We start from the raw sequence: 16,957 nt of genomic DNA, 5'->3' as shown, positions 1-16,957 counted from the left end.
TCAGGGGGAAAGCTTCCCCCTCAATTTTTCAAGGGCCAGCTCCAGAACCTCCCCCGGCGATGCTGCAAAGCCGCCCCCCCTCGCGAGCACTTCACTGCCACCTCCGCCGCCACCGGCCTCTGACAGAACCTCCCCGAGCAGTTCCTTCATTGAGACCGCCCCAACGTTCTCGTTCTTGGCAAATATCACGTAGTTCTCCCCGGCCACCAGGGCCACCGTGTTCGGATTCTTGTCCACGAGGTACACCACGAAGGCCTGGGCGTCCTTCATGGGGGCGTCCTCAACGTACGAGACCACCCTCACCCCACCGATTTCCCTGGCCTCTTCCAGGAGCGCCCTGGCCTTCCACCTCCAGAGTTCCCTCCTAAGGCCCTCCTTCTCCCTTTCAAGCCGTTCTATCTCAGTCTTCAGCTCCCCCACGCGCTCGACCAGCGGGCGGTTCTTGTTGGGCATCTCGTCCAGGGCCCTCCAGTAATCTTCAAGAAGCCTGTTCAGGTGTTTTAGAGCCCTGTTCCCGCAGACGAACTCGATGCGCCAGAGGTCCCGGGACTTCTTATAGAAACGAAGCACCTTTATGAGGCCAATCTCGGAGGTGTTTTCCACGTGCGTTCCTCCGCAGGGGGTTCTGTCAATGTCCCCAATAGTGACTATCCGAACCCTGTCCGTCACCTTGCTCACGTGCTTCCTCAGGGTCTCCGCTATATCATCCGGCAGGTACTTGAACTCATCAACCGTGACAGGAATTCCCTCCGAGATTATCCCGTTTGCCTCTATTTCAGCAGCAGTTACCATCCCCCAGTCGAGTTCACCGTTCACCTCAATCTTGTTGTAGTTCTCGAAGATCTGAAATCCGGTCGTGTCGAGGTTGTAAAGCCTCTTGAGAACAGCCGATAAGATGTGCTGGCCGGTGTGGTTTTTCATGTTCTCGTATCTCCACTCCCAGTCCAATCTGAGCCGTACCTCCTCGCCTTCCCCCGGAAGCCTTCCGATGAGGGTTCCCTCATGCCAGATTTCTTTCCGCTCTTTAACCCTTGCAATCTCTATAACAAAGCCGTCTCCCTCTATGAGTCCCCGATCGGAGGGCTGGCCCCCGCCTTCAGGGTAGAAAATCGTTCTGTCCAGAAGAACCTCCACGAGACCGTTGCCCAAATTCTTAACCTCAACGATCTTCGCGGTGGTCTCCCTAACATATGGATCCAAATAGTAAAGCTTTTCTGTCATAACCAGCACCTCACGATTCACCCAATTCCCCCTGCTCCTTTGCATACTCACTAACCATCATCCGAAGGAGGGAAGCGAGTTCTTTGTTGTACCTGTCCTGCATATCGGCGAACTTCCTCAAGGCCAGGGCTATCCCTTTGAGCCGTCTGATATCGTTGACTATTTCCTCCTGCTCCCTGGAAATCTCATCGAGAACGGAGCTTATCTCCACTATAGTCTCGATGTCCCTGCCGAGTATTTCGGTTCCCTCCCGGATCCTATCCATGACTGCCAGGGCATCCCTGAGGGTTTCGAGCTGGCCCATAACGCGGGTGTTGAAGTCTTTGATCTCCTTGGCGAGGTTCATCGTTTGAACCGCCATCTTCCTAATCTCGTCGGCGACGACGGCGAAGCCCCTACCCGCTTCACCAGCACGGGCAGCTTCTATCGATGCATTGAGGGCAACGAGGTTCGTTTGCTTGGCGACACCCGCTATCGAGTCACTTATCCTCGAAACGTACTCAAGGTTCTCAACCAGGGTATTGAACTCTCTGGCAAAGACCTCAAAGCGCTGGAAGAAAGGCAGAAACTCCTCCTGAAACCTTTCAAGCTCCTTCATCACCTGGGATAGCTTCTCGATGTTCTCAATTATCACCATGTTGTTGTCTATAAACTGACCGCTTATTTCCTCCGCCAGCTCGTTTATGATTTTGCTGGACTCCCGGCTGGACGTCTTTATACGGACGGACTGGGCCAGCGCGCTCGATGCCTTCTCGATGCTTCTGACGTTCATGGTACCACCTCAGCGGTAGAGGTCAACACCGCATTTGAGGTTTCTCAGGAAGTCGTAAAAGCGTGGTATGAACTTCTTCGGTATAATCGCCCCATGCTGTGGCAGTATTGCCTCGACGTCAAGGTAGCTGACGCGATCGAGCCAGGCTTTTATGGCCCTGCTCGTCGGCATCAGCCTCTCGTGGACTGGTTTCATCGCCTGTATATGCCGCTCCATGCTCTCAACAACGATGTATGGATCATCGAGAATTGCTATGCCTATGTCCCCGCTAAAGAGGAACTTGCTCCTCCTGTCGTATATGGTAAAGTGGCCCGGACTGTGGAGGAAGTGAGCGGGGATGAACTCGAGGGTCGTTGCACCAAAGGCAATCGACTCTCCCTCGTCGGGCAGTTCGTGTGTAACGGCCCTAGCATCCTCAAAGCCAAAGTGAGGCAGGAACCTCGTCCAGAGCCAGTGGGTTATTATCCGCGCGTTGCTGACCTCCCTCCAGAGGGGAAGGCTTCCCGCAACATCGGGGTCCTGGTGACAGATGTAAACGTACTCGATGTCCCTCGGGTCTATGTACTTGGAAGCGTTGGCAAGAACCTTCGAAAAAATCTTGTACCCTCCGGGGTCTATGAGGATCCCCTTCCCTCTGCTTACTATGAGATAGCTGTTGACATCAACGTCTTCTCCTCCCTCCTGGGTTCCAAGATAGACGACGAGGTGCTCATCATCACGGTAGAGAACGTGGTCCTTCCTTGGATCAAGCCCGGGTTCTATAAAGTACTCTCCCATCCCCACCACCGGAAGAGAACTACGAAGAGGTAATATTTAAGCAATTTGCCTACACAGCTACCTACATAAACGAATGGGATAAAAAAGCATCAGAAGCCCTCTGCCCGGGTCCTGGCCTCGATGAGGGCCTTAACCCTCTTGAGCCTGAAGAAGTTCTCGCGCTCCATCTCGTCGAGACGCTGCTTGATGAACTTCACCGTGGCCTCCATGCGGGGGATTATGATGTATTCGAGGGCATTAACGCGCCTCTTTGTGACCTCTATCTCCCTCGCGAGCCTCTTGAGTGTCTCCTCAACCTCGGCGAGGCGGACGGCCAGGTCGAGAACCTCCTCGAACTTCTCGGCGGCGAGGTCGACCTTGGCGGAGCTGGAGACAAAGGCGTAGCCGCGCTCGTTCGTGTTCCTTCTGAAGGAGTCCGCCTCTATGAGGGGAACCGGGACGCCCATGACGTTCCTCCGCTTTATCTCGACCTCCCTGTTGGGCTCGACGCTGAGGCTTATCTCCTTGAGACGGAGCATTCCCATGTCTATCTCCGCCGCCTGAAGGGCTCTGAAGGCCTCGTCCATTTTCCTCCCAAGCTCCTCCCTGAGCCGGAGCGCCTCATCGTATATCGTGAAGAACTCCATGATGAGCGCATCCTGCTTGTCCTTGAGGAGCTTGTGACCCTTCTTGGCCAGCTTGATGCGCCTCTTGAGGTTCAGGAGCTCCATACGGGTGGGCTTGACGTTGAGCAGCTCTGCCATCTCGACCACCTAAGGGTTGAAGGGAGGTCAGCCCTCCCTCTTTCTGTACTTGGGGTGGTACTTGAGGATGTACTCCTTCCTGACACGCTTGAGCTCTCCCTCCGGAAGCTCGGCGAGGAGCTCCCAGCCGAGGTCGAGGGTCTCCTCGATGCTCCTGTCCTCGTCGTAGCGCTGGGCGACGAACTCCTTCTCGAAGCGCTCGGCGAACTTGAGGTACTTCCTGTCGGTCTCGCTGAGGGCCTCTTCACCAACGACGGCGACGAGGTCCCTGAGCGACCTGCCCTCCGCGTAGGCGGCGTAGAGCTGCTGGCTGAGCTGCGGGTGGTCGTCCCTGGTCATGCCCTTACCGATACCGTCCTTCATCAGACGGCTGAGCGACGGAAGGACATCAATGGGCGGGTAGATACCCTTCCTGTGGAGGTCCCTGCTGAGGACTATCTGACCCTCGGTGATGTATCCGGTCAGGTCGGGAATCGGGTGGGTTATGTCGTCGTCCGGCATCGTCAGGATGGGCACCTGGGTGATGGAACCCTTCCTGCCCCTGACACGACCGGCACGCTCGTAGATGGTGGCCAGGTCGGTGTACATGTAACCCGGATAACCGCGCCTGCCCGGAACCTCTTCACGGGCGGCGGAAATCTCACGCAGGGCCTCGGCGTAGTTGGTCATGTCCGTGAGGATGACGAGCACCTGCATGTCGTAGTCGAAGGCGAGGTACTCGGCAACCGTCAGCGCCATACGCGGGGTGATGATACGCTCGATGGCCGGGTCGTCCGCGAGGTTGAGGAACAGGACTGCCCTCTCTATCGCACCGGTCTCCTCGAAGCTCTTCTTGAAGAAGTTGGCTTCCTCGTAGGTGATACCCATGGCCGCGAAGACGACGGCGAACTGCTCCTCCTCACCGAGGACCTTTGCCTGCCTCGCTATCTGAGCCGCGAGCATGTTGTGCGGAAGACCGGAACCGCTGAAGATGGGCAGCTTCTGGCCGCGGATGAGGGTGTTCATTCCATCTATGGCCGAGACACCGGTCTGGATGAAGTCCCTCGGATAGGCACGAGCAACCGGGTTGAGGGGAGCACCGTGGACGTCGCGCCTGTCCTCCGGGATGATCTCCGGTCCGCCGTCGATCGGCTTTCCGATACCGTTGAAGACCCTTCCGAGCATGTCCATGCTGACCGGAACCTTGAGGGTCTCTCCGGTGAAGCGGACGCGGGTCGTTTTGACGTCGAGGTCTCTCGTTCCCTCGAAGACCTGGACGATGGCAAGGTTCTCCCTTGCCTCGAGGACCTGTCCCTTCCTCTTCTCTCCGCCCTCGGTCTCTATCTCAACGACCTCACCGTAGGCGACGCCCTTGACACCCTCGACGATCATGAGCGGTCCGTAAATCTTGCTAACGGTTGAGTACTCCATTCCCGGCATCGACATCACGCCCCGTACCTCTTGAAGAGCTCCTCAAACTGAGCGTTCGTCTCATCCATGAGAGCCCTGACGTTCTCAAGCTCGGGCTCGTACTTCATACGACCTATCTTTTCCCTGACGGGGAGCTTGGCTATCTCGTCAACAGGAACGCCCCTGTCCACGGCCTCCATGGTCTTGTCGTAGAAGTTGAGGATAACCCTGAGCATGGTGACCTGCTTCCTCGGCGGGCAGTAGGTGTCAACCTCGTCGAAGGCGTCCTGCTGGAGGAAGTCCTCACGTATCATCCTGGTGACGATGAGCACCGCCTTCTCCCTGTCCGGGAGGGCGTCCGGACCGACGATCCTGACGATCTCCTGGAGCTCGGCCTCCTTCTGGAGGAGTTCCATGGCCCTGTCGCGCATGGCCTTCCATTCCGGATCAACGTTCTGGTGCCACCAGTCCTTGATAGCGTCGACGTAGAGCGAGTAGCTCCTGAGCCAGTTGATGGCCGGGAAGTGCCTCCTACGAGCAAGGTCTGCGTCGAGCGCCCAGAAGACCTTGACGACACGGAGGGTGTTCTGAACGACCGGCTCGCTGAAGTCTCCACCGGGCGGCGAAACTGCACCTATGACCGAAACGCTTCCAATCCTCTCCTCGCTTCCGAGGGTCACGACACGGCCGGCACGCTCGTAGAACTCTGCAATCTTGCTCGCGAGGTAGGCCGGGTAACCCTCCTCACCCGGCATCTCCTCGAGACGACCCGAAATCTCACGGAGAGCCTCGGCCCATCTCGAGGTGGAGTCTGCCATCAGGGCCACGTCGTAGCCCTGGTCGCGGAAGTACTCGGCTATGGTGATTCCGGTGTAGATGGAAGCCTCACGCGCCGCGACCGGCATGTTCGAGGTGTTGGCTATGAGAACGGTCCTCTCCATGAGCGGCTTTCCGGTCTTCGGGTCCTTGAGCTTCGGGAACTCCTCAAGGACGTCGGTCATCTCGTTTCCGCGCTCGCCGCAACCTATGTAAACGACGATCTGGGCGTCACTCCACTTGGCGAGCTGGTGCTGGGTAACGGTCTTTCCGCTTCCGAACGGACCGGGAATGGCGGCGGTTCCACCCTTGGCCTGGCTGAAGAAGGTGTCTATGGTCCTCTGTCCGGTGATGAGCGGAACCTCCGGCGGGAGCTTGTTCTTGTAGGGCCTCTTAACACGAACCGGCCAGCGGTGGTACATCTTGAGCTCCTCGATGGTTCCATCGGGCTTCTTGACCTTCGCAATGACCTCCTCGACGGTGTAGTCACCCTCCCCTGCTATCTCGACTATCTCACCCTCCACCCACGGGGGAACGAGGATCTTGTGCTCGATGATGCTCGTCTCGGGAACGACGCCGAGCACGTCGCCGCCAACGACCCTGTCGCCGACCTTGACCCTGGGCGTGAAGTGCCACTTCTTGTCCCTCGGAAGGGCCGGGGCGGTGAGACCTCTGGCTATGAAGTCTCCGCTGAGGTCCCGGAGGGCCTCAAGAGGCCTCTGAATACCATCGTACATTGCAGTAAGAAGTCCCGGGCCGAGCTCAACGCTCAGCGAGGCACCGGTTCCCTCAACCGGCTCGCCGGGCTTTATACCTGCAGTCTCCTCGTAGACCTGGATAACGGCCCTGTCACCCTCAAGGCGGATGATTTCTCCGATGAGACCCATTTCGCCGACGCGAACGACCTCGTACATCTTGGAGCCCTTCATATCGTCGGCGACGACCAGGGGACCCGTAACACGAATTATCCTTCCCATTTCCTTTCACCTCTTCAGCTCAACACCAATTGCCCTCCTAACTATCTCCTTAATTGCCTCTTCTCCCAGCTTAGAGCCGGACTTGTCCGGCACCTGAAGGATGATCGGAAGCGTAACCTCGGGTATCTCAACCTTCTGGGCGAACCTCTCCGTTATGAGTATTATTCCCACGTCGCCCCTCTCGATAAGCTCCCTGAGCTTGTTCCTGAGCCTCTCAATCTCCAGAGGCGTGTCCTCAAAGGAATAAACCTCATGGGCGCCGGCGAGTCTGAACCCCAGCGCCGTGTCCCTGTCCCCGAGCACGGCTATCTTCATGCGGCATCACCCGCCATCTCCTTTATCCTCTCGGGCTCGAGGCCGTCGCTGATGAGCTTGGCTATGGCCCTGAGCTTCCTGACCTCACGCTCCTTCTGGAGGACGTAGCCGAGCGGTGCGGCCACGCTGAGCGGGTAGAACCTGTTGAGCTCGTTCACCCGCGTGAGGATGTGCCTCTCGAGGGCCCTCTCGAGGACGCTCAGATCCCTCTCGACATCCTCCCTGACGTCCCTGATGACCTGGCCGTATTTGGTGGAGTCCAGCTCCGCCAGCGCCATGCCGAGGTCGTCCACGTGCAGGAGCGGGTCGAGCCTGACGCTTCCACCGGAGATGATCATGGGCCTGATGTCCTCTGCAGACATTCCTGCAGCCTTCGCCCTCAGGACTGTGAGGATGTTCAGTCTGTCTATCCTCAGCCTGACGAACTCCTCAAGGATTATGCGTTCATCCTCCTTCCTGGAGAGGGCGTAGCTGAGCAGCTTGCCGTAGTGCATCCTGTAGAGCTCGGTCTCAAACTCCCTGGGGGTTATCTCCCCGAGGATGAGCTTCTGGTAGGGCTCCTCGTAGGGGGTGCCCTCGAGCACGACGAGTATCTCCTCCATGGTCTTGGCCCCTGCGATGGCCTTGATCTTCGGGAGCATGGTTCCGATTTCGATGACGTAGTCCGCCGCCGGCTCTCCTGCCAGCTTGGCCTTAACGACGCTCGCCACGTTCCTGACGTCCCACTCCTCAAGCATGAGCCTGAAGAAGGGGGCGGACCTCTTCGGGAGGATTTTAATCATCAGCTCATAGGTTCCGGCCAGGGCTCTCTCCAGGGCCCTCTCTATGGATTCAACGTCGTAGCTGGAGAGATCGGCGAAGTAATCCCTGTAGTCGGTGTCCTCAAGACCGACGACGAAGTTCTGGAGCGTCCTGCTCTCCGCCAGCTCGTTGAACCTCTGCTCGGTGAGGAGCTTCGCCTCCATCGCCCTTATCCTGGCGTTGGGATAAGAGTAGGGGGTGTACTTCCAGATTATCCTGGCCGTTTTGTATCCTACCCACGTGAACACCACTGCAAGGGTAGTGTCCAGTATTCCGCTCACCGCTCCTGGTTCCATCGCCCTCACCCGAAGAGAGCCTTGGCTATTTCCGCCCTGAGCTCGCCTTCAAACCTCTCTATCCTGGCCTCGAAGGTATTGTCAACCCTGACGGCGCCGTCGGGGGTCTCAACGACGAGGCCGCCTATGGTGCCGACCGGCTCCCCGAGGCTCACCTCAATCTCCCTGCCGAGCCTCTCGCCGAGGGCTTTTCTGAACTCATCGGCCCTCTCTGAGAGGAGCTTCAGAGTCCTCTCGTTGGAGCGAACGACGACGCTCTCGGAACCGAGCTCCCCAACCGCCTGAACCGCAAGGTCAACGAGCATCGGGAAGTACTCCTCGTCGGGAAGCTCCGCAAGCCTCTCACGAAGCGCGGTAATGACCTCCTGGATGAGCTCCTCCTGAACGGCGAGCCTCTTTTTCCTGACCTCGAGGCGGGCGTTGGCTATTATCCTCTGCTTCTCTATCTCTGCCTGAGTCTGGGCCTTCCTCATTATCCACTCTGCCCTGGCCTCGGCCCTCTTCCTCGCTTCCTCCCTGATCTGCTCCGCTTCCTTCTGGGCCTCACTGAGGATGTACTGTATCTTCTGCTCCGCTTCCCTGTTTATCTCCTGAATGATCAGCTCTGCTCCATCCATCCTCCTTCCTCCTCGCTGCCATAAAGAAAGTTTTGGACGGAGTCAGAAGCCGACTCCGGTAACTATCATGATCAGGGCTCCGACGAGACCGAAGATGGCCATGGTCTCGGCCATAGCGGCGAAGATGATTCCCTGGGTGAAGGTCTTCGGGTTCTTGGCGACGGCACCGATACCGGCGCTGGCGATGATACCCTGCGGGATGGCCGAGAGGCCGGTGAGGCCAACCACGAGACCGGCACCGAGGAGTATGGCGCTCTTAACGATGTTGTCCATGTTGGTCGGGTCGGTGAACTTGAAGCCGCCACCGAGGATTCCCGAGACCATCAGGATGAGGAACAGGGTAATGAGGCCGTATATACTCTGGGTCATTGGCAGACCCTCAAGGATGAGGGCGTTCTTGAAGTTCTTCTCATCCTCGGCGACGACTCCTGCCGCTGCTGCACCTGCTATACCAACACCGAAGGCCGAAGCGGCTCCGGCGAGACCGGCCGCAAGGGCGGCTCCAAGGGATACGTAAACTATCGGGTCCATCTTCCATACACCTCCTCAAGCTTCAAACTCCAACTCGGAAACTTCTCTTTTTGCCCTGAAGGGCTCGAAGGGTTTACCTTCACCTGAATAGAACGTACCGAAAAATTCAACGTACTGGAGACGGAGCGAGTGGACGAACGCTCCGAGGGCGTTGATGGCGACCGAAAACAGCTGGCCGCCGGCAAAGAGTATGAGACCTATGACCATTCCTATCGGAACGGGGCCTATGCTTATGCCCCAGACCATCTGCACGAGGATGTTGATGACCATTGCTATTCCTGCCGTCGCCAGGGCCAGCGCCATCAGCCTCGCGTAGCTGAGCCAGCTTCCCACGAAGCCGAAGAAGTCCGAGATTATCAGCAGCACCGCCAGCCCGCCGTTGTTGACTATCTCCCCTATCGCGAAGAGCACCAGGCCGAATCCGAAGAGGGCCTTGCCAACCGTTCCGGCGCTCGGGCTGCCGCTTCCGAGCACTAGGGTGACTATTCCAAGTATTATGAGCATCCATGAGAACTGATCGAGCACCGCCCCCTTCCTGTCGCCGTTCTTGAACTTGACCACGAAGCCAAGGGTGTAGCCCAGGAAGAGGTGGGCTATGCCTATCGCCAGGGCGAGCTGGAGCACCACGAGGGCGTCCTGGAAGGTGTCCCAGACGCGCGGGACGGTGAAGCCGGCCAGGTCGAGGGCGTTGCCGAAGTAGCTGCCGAAGAGGGCACCCATTATCATGGTGAAGAACGAACTGATGAGCAGGGTGTAGGAGAACTTGTAGGTGCCGTCGTTGAACTTTTTGTGTCCCTTGACGAGGAGCGCCGCGATTATGGCTATGATGAGACCGTACATGAAGTCGGTGAGCATGAATCCGAAGAAGAACGAGTACGTGAAGGTTATTATCGGAGTCGGGTCTATCTCGTCGTACTTGGGAACGCCGTACATCTCGGTGAGCATCTCGAAGGGCCTGGCCCATCCGGGGTTCCTGAGCTTTATCGGAATCTCGTCAAGCTCCTCCGCACTCGGCTCGCGGACGTTGATGTAGGCCTTGTTCTCGGTAACCCTCTTTATTCCCTCGAGAACCCTGGGGACATCGGCCCTGGGGAGCCAGCCGACGAGGGCGAACGTCATGTTGGTTCTGGCGAGCATCGGAAGCACCGTGGATTTGTCACGCTCGTTCTCCATCAGCTCCTGGTAGAAGACGACGTCGTCGTAGTACTTCTCTGCCAGCATCTCGGCGTCCTTCCTGGCGCTCTCGAGCTCTTTCTCCTTGGCGCGGAGCTTTTCCTCGTAAACCGCTATGAGCTCCCTCGGTGTTCCCTCCCCCGCGGGAACCTCGAGCCTCTCAAGGGAATACTTGGCGAGTATCGGGTTGGCCTTCTCGTAGTCGCGCTTGAGGAAAGCGAAGACCGCCAGAATCTTGTCCTTGAACTCCTTGGAGACAACGACGGCCCTTCCCTCCGTGGCCTTCTCGACCTCCTCAACGAGGGGCCTGAACTTGTTCCTGTCCACGGTGCCGACTACGATTTCAAGCATGTCCGTCGATTTGAGGTAGGACACGTCGAGGTTAATTGCCGAGAGCAGCTCAAGAATCGCGATGTCGTTCTTTATCCTCTCGATCTCGGTCTGGGTGGAGGTTATCTTGCCCTCAACCGCCTTTATCTCGGGCTCGACCGTGGCCAGGAACGCCTCAACGTCCTTGATGAGCCTCTCCACTCCCTCGTACCGGTACTTCTTCTTCGCCCTCTCACTCGGGAAGATGAACTCCCTTATGCCCCCACCGGTCTGCTTCTTATACGCCTTGAGAAAATCGACGAGCCTGGATATGGTTATGCTGTACGAGGCGGCCTTCCTGTGGTACTCGTTCGGCGAGTCCTTCTGAGCCACGTCAACGCTGAGCTCCCTTATCTCGATCACGCCGTTCTCGTGGAGATAGGTGAGAAGACTGTCCTTATAGCGGTTGAGCGTGATGACCTCTATTTTGACCATCTCTTCAGGCTTGAACATCGTCAGCTCCCTCTCACGAGTGCTATACCAGCCGAGATGGCCCTCTCAAAGTTGTTGGTGGCCTTCACCTTAAGCTCCTCTATCTCAACGTTTCCCTGCTCGAGAACCTTTTTGGCCTCCTCCTCGCCTTCGGCGCGGGCCTTCTCAACGAGGGCTTCGGCCTGAGTCTCAGCGTTCTGGATGATCTCCATCTCGAGAAGCTTGGCCTCCTCACGGGCCTTAAGCACTATCTCCCTGGCGTCCTCCTTGGCCTTCTCAATGCGTGCCTCGGCCTGCTTCTCTGCATCAACAATCTGCTTGATGACGTCCTCCATGATTAGCCCCCCAATGACCCTGAAAACAGGTTTCCTCACACGTCGCTTTTGGCTTCCCTAACCGGTTTAAATAGTTTTTGGCCCCCACACCAAAGATATGACGAGGAAAGAACAGAAGTGGACATGAAAGTTGAAAAAAATGTCATATTAACTTTCATTGTCTGGTTTTCTCCTCTCGAGGAGACCCTTCACGCTGTCCAGTATGCTGTTCTTGGCGAAGACTATGACCTGACCCCGCTCGGGGAGCTTCGTGTCGCCGGACGGAATTATCAGGTTGCCCTTCTCGTCGTAAACGGCTATCATGAGGGCGTCCCTGGGCAGTTTGAGGTCGCGGACGTACTTGCCCGCTATCTCGCTGTTTTCGTCGATGGTGAAACGGACTATCTCGGCGCCCTCCTTCGGGAAGAGGACGCGATCAAAGCCCGGCGTGACTATGTTCCTGCTTATGTACTCCGCCGCTATTTCCTCGGGGCTGATGACGAAGTCGAAGTAGCGCTTGAGGTCGGTTACCTCCTCGAAGATGCGCCTGTTCTTGGGGTTCCCCAGCCTGAGGGAGGTTTTCACCTTGGGGTTCAGGTGCTTTGCCAGTATGCAGGCCAGCAGATTGGCGTCGTCCTTGCCGGTCAGCGCCGCGAAGGCGTCCGCCTGCTTGATGTTGGCCTCCTCGAGGGTCTTCGGGTCGGTCGCGTCGCCCTCGATAACCAGGCCGTTGATGAGGAGGGAGAGCTCCTTGGCCCTCGCCTTGTCCATCTCGATTATGGTGACGTCGTGGCCGTCCTCCTCGAGCATCTTGGCGACGAGGAAGCCGACCCTTCCGGCACCCATTATCACGACGAACATCAGTCCTCACCGAGCAGGTATTTTGCCATCTCGGCGTAGGCAGGCCTGGTGACGAGGATTCCGATGAGGACGCCGAGTATCGTGGTGAAGGCGAAGCCCTTGAGCGTTCCGACGAAGTACACCAGCAGGAAGCTCATGGCCGCTATAGTGGTTGCCGCGGAGGCGAAGATGACGAAGAACGCCCTTCCCATTCTCCTGAGGACGCTGGCGCGCCGGGTTATCCTGGTGCTCCTCTCGCCGCTGAGCAGCTCGTCGGTTATGACTATCTGCTGATCGACGCCGGTACCAATCGCCGCGATGATACCCGCGATGCTCGGGAGGTCGAGGTTCCAGTTTATCAGCGCGGCGAAGCCGAGGATTATTACAACCTCAAAGAGGCTGGTGCTCGCGATGGGGACGGCAATCCTCCAGTTCCTGTAGTGGAAGTACACGATCAGGAGCACCGCTATCAGGGCGGCGAGGCCGGCGTAGAGGGCCTGCGTCCTGAAGTTCTCACCGAGGCGCGGGGATATGAACTCCATGCCGACGACGTTGAGCTTGACCGGGAGCGAGCCGCTCTTGAGGACGGTGTAGATGGTGCTGGCCTCCTGCTCGGCCGTGAGCCTGTCAGGGGCGGTTCCTGTGATCTGAACATCCTGCTGGGGTTCACCGACCGTGAGGCCCTCCCCTAAGGAGTAGGGGCCGTAGAGCCCGAGAACCCTGACCACGAGGGAGTGATCGCTCTCACCGGGGGCCCTCGGAACGTAGCGAACCGTGAGGTTCATTCCCTCGAGCTGGGTCTGCAGGTCCTGCGGGACATCGACGAGAACTATCTTATCCTTGTCCTCCGCGAGTTTGGCTATCTCATCGGCACTCTGGTTGGCGTAGGCGACGACGGTTACGTTGAAGGCCCTGCCAACCCTCTCCATGAGGGTCGGGGCGTCCGGGGCCTCGGCGTTGAAGTCCGTGCTGTTCATGAGCCTGTAGACCGAGTCAGGAACCACCATCAGGGAGTCAACAGGGGGATCGAGGAACATGTCAACCGGCCAGCCCTTCTTACCGTAGGCGAGCTCGGCAAATTTCTCGGCGGCGGATTTCGAGATCCTGAACGGAACGGCCCAGCTGTTGTCGGGTTTTATCTGATATATTCCAACGTACTCAACGTCCTCGCCGGTTCCGAACACGGTCCCGGTGAACTCCATGTAGAATACACCCTGACTCTCGATGACGGACTTTATCTGGTTGGCTTCCTCCGCAGTGCTCACGTTAGCGACCTTGATAAGCACTATCTGGTCTCCCTGCGCCTCGACGGTGATGTCCCTCAATCCAAGGGTGTTGAGCCTCTTCTGGAGCGAGCTGACGACGAGCTGCATCGTATCACTGTCAACGGGGTGCTCCGTCTGGGCGACGAGGGCAACACCACCGGATATATCGATTCCATACGTCAGGGGTTTGAAGGCCAGAGTAGCCACGGAGCCCACGAGGAACAGGGTGAGCAGGATTATCCTCCAGTTGAGGAGAAGGTTCCTGGTTCGTCTCTTCATTCGCTACCACCCCTTGCCGGGTTTGAGAGGTACCACTTCAGCACGCCGGCGTTAAGAACCCATGTGTTCATGAAGTCGGCGAGCAGACCGAAGATGAGGACGATGGCTATGTTGTCGATGGTCTGGCTGGTGGATATGATCCAGAGCACGAGCAGGGCACCGAGGGTGGTGGTGCTCATCGTGAATCCTGTGGAGACCGCGCTGAGATACGCCTCGTCAAGCGTGTCCTCCTTCCTCCGGAGGAGTTTGGTGGTCAGGAGGATGTTGCTGTCAACGGTGTAACCTATGAGCATGAGCAGAGCCGCTATCGTGGCCGTTGTCAGCTCGATGCCAAAGAGCCCCATGAGGGCGACGGCTATTGCCATGTCCGAGAGGGCGGAAAATATTATCGTCATTGACGGCACGAGGTTCCTGAAGAACAGGAAGACCACCACCGCCATTGCAAGGAACGCGAAGACAAGGGCCCTGATGCCCTGCTGCTGGGCGATTTTACCGAAGGTGGGCTGAACCTCACTGTGGGTGTACTCCGCGTTTGGATAGTCGTGCTTCAGTATCATTATTATCTCCGCTGGATCGGTACCGACGGGAGCGTAGACCCTGATGCCGCTGGTATCAACGCTGGTGAAGCTCTCGACTCTCACGTCAGCCCCAAGCTGGGCGCTCAGGGTCTTGGCGAGCTCATCGGGGTTCGCATCGATTCCATAGGCGGTGACGACCACACCACCCTGGAGGTCTATTCCAAGCGTGGGGAAGTTAACCGCGAGAAGGATCAGAGCTACTAGGAATACCATCAGTGGGTACAGGATCATCTTCCTGTATTCCATCTGAGCCAAAACGCTCAATCTTTTTTGTTTCTTCGCCCTGACGGCATCGCCGGCCGTGGGCTTCCCCTTGGTTTTAGGCTTCGACATAGCTTCACCCCGTCGTTAGTTTTTGCAAAACTTGTCGTTAGTTGGAAGCATGAGTTTTAAAATTAGTGGTTCATGCCTGAAAATGGCCAGCGATGAGCAGACCAAACGGGGGCGGAGAGGGGGCTTAATTCATGAAATAGCCTTCAAATCGGGACTAAGCCCAATCCCCCAGGAGCTTTCGGAAAATTTCGATAACAGCCAGAATTTAGCAGTTCAATGCATTCCAGGCCAATTCAGAGCAGTTCAACGGCAGAACGGCCCGCCCATAGTTCCCCGCTCAAGGGCTTAACTTTAAAAAGGGTACGTAATAGGAGCAACAAGAGGTGAGAGACCATGAGCGAGATAGAGACCATCGGGTTCCACTACGTTGTTGAGGCCGCCGGTTGCGATCCTGAGGTTCTAGGTGACGCTGACAGAATAAGGCAGATATTCCTCGACGCGGCTAAAGTGGGCAACATGGAGGTCAAGTCAAGCTACTTCTTCAAATTCTCGCCGACCGGCGTCAGCGGCGTCGTCATAGTCGCTGAAAGCCACATCTCGGTCCACACCTGGCCAGAGAGGGGCTATGCCGCCCTGGACGTCTACACCTGCGGCACCAAGGCCGACCCGGAGAAGGCCGTCGATTACATACTCGAGCAGTTCAAGGCCAAATACGCCCACGTCTCGGAGATAAAGCGCGGAATAGAGGAGGACGACGACACCTACACCCACATGATAATGACGTGGGAAGAGGCCCTCAGAAAGAACGGGAAGGGATAAGAGGCCTCATAGAAGCTTTTCTATATCTTTTACCCTGTCCAATGCATCGTCCAGTATTCTCTTGACGTTCTCGAGCTTCGCAACCAGCTCGCGGTTCTTTTCCTCAAGGGCCATGATTCGCTCCCTAAGCTCCTCGTTCTCCCTCCTAAGCTTCTCACACTCCTCAAGCCCAGCCGGTCGGCCGCCTTCGGCAAGGACCTCAATGTTTCTGACCAGTTCGTCGAGCCTGCCCCGCTTTATGAGCTCGTAGGTCTCCCTGACGAGCTGACCGGCCTTGGTCTCGCCCTTTAGGTGCTTCCTTATCGTTGCCTCAGTCCTGCCGAGTTCCTCCGCGATTTCACTTACTGTCATTCCCGCCTTCTCCCTCGCTATGGCTCCAGCGGCAACGGCAAGGCTGTCCACCCAGGTCAGCCTCTCTGCCGGATCCTTAATCAGCCCTATGACCTCCGGTCTGAAGAGGGTAGCGAATAGGAGCACGCTCTCAAGCCTGTGTATCTCCTCCCTCCCGAGGGGGTTCAGCGGGACCTCCATTCTCTCACCCCCTCCCGTTTTTAATCGAGCTCCACAACTGTTTTCCTCATGAGAACCCTGTCCGGGTAAACGACGATTCCCCTGTCCGTTATCTCGAAGGGGTGCCTCCTCATGCTGTGACTAGTTCCGCGCATCTTCCAGACTATCAGCGAGCGCTTCAGCTCGCCGTCAATCTCGTCGAGGTCGAGCCTTATTATGCCATCAACACCGTGCTCAACGCCCGGCCCTCCAAAGCCGCGCTCACCAACGCTTATCTGGCTCACGAGTATGCCCGTAACTCCGAGGCCTGCCAGAACGCGCTTGAGCTGCATGACCACGCTCCTTGCCATCGCGGGCTTGTTAATGTAGAGGGTAGTGACGGAGTCTATCACCACTCTCCTGGCGCCGATGTCCTTGATAGCCGTTCTCAGGACGTCTATGAACTCTCTGATATCCGTCAGGTCGTGGACGATGTACCTCCCGTACTCCCTGCTCTTTCCCACACCCGCTGTGAACGCGTCCACCATCGCAAACAGGCCTTCCCCCTCGTACTTCCGCACGTCCCAGCCGAACCCGGCCATATTCTGCCTAACCTGAACCGGGTGCTCCTCCAGTGCTACGTATATGCCGGGCTCGCCGTTCTGAAGCCCGCTCCACAGAAACTGCTGGCTGAATATGGTCTTTCCTGTCCCCGGCCCGCCGCTGAGAAGAACCACGTTCCTCTCCGGAATCCCTCCGTGGAGAACCTCGTCCATCCCGGGGATGCCCGTTCTCACCCTCCCCACCATCGGGCATCACCCCCTTTAGTTACTTTTTGTTATCAATTAGTTCATGGGGGCATGACCTTAAA

18 protein-coding genes are annotated in these 16,957 nt (G+C 57.4%); 1 reads left to right on the top strand and 17 read right to left on the bottom strand.

Features of this window, described 5'->3' with window-relative positions:
• The 15 genes from E3E42_RS00290 to E3E42_RS00220 all read right to left on the bottom strand — a co-directional run bounded on the left by E3E42_RS00290 (position 1) and on the right by E3E42_RS00220 (position 14,838).
• On the bottom strand, positions 1-1,221 hold the full coding sequence (locus E3E42_RS00290) for an alanine--tRNA ligase-related protein (RefSeq protein ID WP_167902137.1): 1,221 nt from the start codon (positions 1,219-1,221) through the stop codon (positions 1-3).
• Positions 1,222-1,231: 10 nt separating this feature from the next.
• Positions 1,232-1,993, bottom strand: coding sequence for a methyl-accepting chemotaxis protein (locus tag E3E42_RS00285; protein WP_167902136.1), 762 nt, complete (start codon positions 1,991-1,993; stop codon positions 1,232-1,234).
• A 9-nt stretch (positions 1,994-2,002) separates the two neighbouring features.
• Positions 2,003-2,770 carry an MBL fold metallo-hydrolase gene (locus E3E42_RS00280; RefSeq protein WP_167902135.1) on the bottom strand — a complete coding sequence of 256 codons (768 nt, stop codon included), beginning with the start codon at positions 2,768-2,770 and terminating at the stop codon, positions 2,003-2,005.
• 89 nt (positions 2,771-2,859) lie between these two features.
• Positions 2,860-3,513, bottom strand: a complete 654-nt coding sequence (locus E3E42_RS00275) for a V-type ATP synthase subunit D (RefSeq protein WP_167902134.1) — start codon at positions 3,511-3,513, stop codon at positions 2,860-2,862.
• Between the two features lie 27 nt (positions 3,514-3,540).
• Positions 3,541-4,932, bottom strand: coding sequence for an ATP synthase subunit B (locus E3E42_RS00270; protein WP_148883778.1), 1,392 nt, complete (start codon positions 4,930-4,932; stop codon positions 3,541-3,543).
• A gap of 5 nt (positions 4,933-4,937) precedes the next feature.
• Positions 4,938-6,695, bottom strand: a complete 1,758-nt coding sequence (locus E3E42_RS00265) for an ATP synthase subunit A (protein ID WP_167902133.1) — start codon at positions 6,693-6,695, stop codon at positions 4,938-4,940.
• A gap of 6 nt (positions 6,696-6,701) precedes the next feature.
• Positions 6,702-7,010, bottom strand: coding sequence for a V-type ATP synthase subunit F (locus E3E42_RS00260; protein ID WP_167902132.1), 309 nt, complete (start codon positions 7,008-7,010; stop codon positions 6,702-6,704).
• Positions 7,007-8,107, bottom strand: a complete 1,101-nt coding sequence (locus E3E42_RS00255) for a V-type ATP synthase subunit C (RefSeq protein WP_167902131.1) — start codon at positions 8,105-8,107, stop codon at positions 7,007-7,009. Before E3E42_RS00255 ends, E3E42_RS00260 begins: the two co-directional genes overlap by 4 nt.
• 5 nt (positions 8,108-8,112) lie before the next feature.
• Complete coding sequence (locus E3E42_RS00250; protein ID WP_167902130.1) at positions 8,113-8,724, bottom strand: V-type ATP synthase subunit E; 612 nt, start codon at positions 8,722-8,724, stop codon at positions 8,113-8,115.
• A 42-nt stretch (positions 8,725-8,766) separates the two neighbouring features.
• Complete coding sequence (locus E3E42_RS00245) at positions 8,767-9,255, bottom strand: V-type ATP synthase subunit K (protein WP_014788773.1); 489 nt, start codon at positions 9,253-9,255, stop codon at positions 8,767-8,769.
• Positions 9,256-9,270: 15 nt separating this feature from the next.
• Positions 9,271-11,250, bottom strand: coding sequence for a V-type ATP synthase subunit I (locus tag E3E42_RS00240; protein ID WP_167902129.1), 1,980 nt, complete (start codon positions 11,248-11,250; stop codon positions 9,271-9,273).
• Positions 11,251-11,252: 2 nt separating this feature from the next.
• Entirely contained in the window at positions 11,253-11,564 is a 312-nt protein-coding gene (locus E3E42_RS00235) for a V-type ATP synthase subunit H (protein WP_167902478.1), read from the bottom strand.
• Positions 11,565-11,711: 147 nt separating this feature from the next.
• A complete protein-coding gene (locus E3E42_RS00230) occupies positions 11,712-12,404 on the bottom strand; it encodes a TrkA family potassium uptake protein (RefSeq protein ID WP_148883032.1) in 693 nt (230 codons plus the stop codon).
• The gene (locus tag E3E42_RS00225; RefSeq protein WP_167902128.1) at positions 12,404-13,927 is read right to left on the bottom strand and encodes a preprotein translocase subunit SecD; all 1,524 of its coding nucleotides are present in this window, start codon (positions 13,925-13,927) and stop codon (positions 12,404-12,406) included. Before E3E42_RS00225 ends, E3E42_RS00230 begins: the two co-directional genes overlap by 1 nt.
• A complete protein-coding gene (locus tag E3E42_RS00220) occupies positions 13,924-14,838 on the bottom strand; it encodes a protein translocase subunit SecF (RefSeq protein ID WP_167902127.1) in 915 nt (304 codons plus the stop codon). Before E3E42_RS00220 ends, E3E42_RS00225 begins: the two co-directional genes overlap by 4 nt.
• 333 nt (positions 14,839-15,171) lie before the next feature.
• Here E3E42_RS00220 and speD point away from each other — a divergent pair, with 333 nt between their 5' ends.
• On the top strand, positions 15,172-15,597 hold the full coding sequence (gene speD / locus E3E42_RS00215; protein WP_167902126.1) for an adenosylmethionine decarboxylase: 426 nt from the start codon (positions 15,172-15,174) through the stop codon (positions 15,595-15,597).
• 6 nt (positions 15,598-15,603) lie between these two features.
• Here the strand turns inward: speD and E3E42_RS00210 are convergent, their stop codons facing one another.
• Both E3E42_RS00210 and E3E42_RS00205 read right to left on the bottom strand, forming a co-directional pair.
• Positions 15,604-16,128 carry a hypothetical protein gene (locus E3E42_RS00210; RefSeq protein WP_167902125.1) on the bottom strand — a complete coding sequence of 175 codons (525 nt, stop codon included), beginning with the start codon at positions 16,126-16,128 and terminating at the stop codon, positions 15,604-15,606.
• A 20-nt stretch (positions 16,129-16,148) separates the two neighbouring features.
• Positions 16,149-16,895: a KaiC domain-containing protein gene (locus tag E3E42_RS00205; RefSeq protein WP_167902124.1), complete on the bottom strand. Its 747-nt coding sequence runs from the start codon at positions 16,893-16,895 to the stop codon at positions 16,149-16,151.
• Between the last annotated feature and the right edge of the window lie 62 nt (positions 16,896-16,957).

This window comes from Thermococcus sp. JdF3, assembly GCF_012027495.1.
Classification (GTDB): Archaea; Methanobacteriota_B; Thermococci; order Thermococcales; family Thermococcaceae; genus Thermococcus.
The sequence above is the reverse complement of the archived record's forward strand: the minus strand, read 5'-3'. Positions and strand labels throughout refer to the sequence as shown.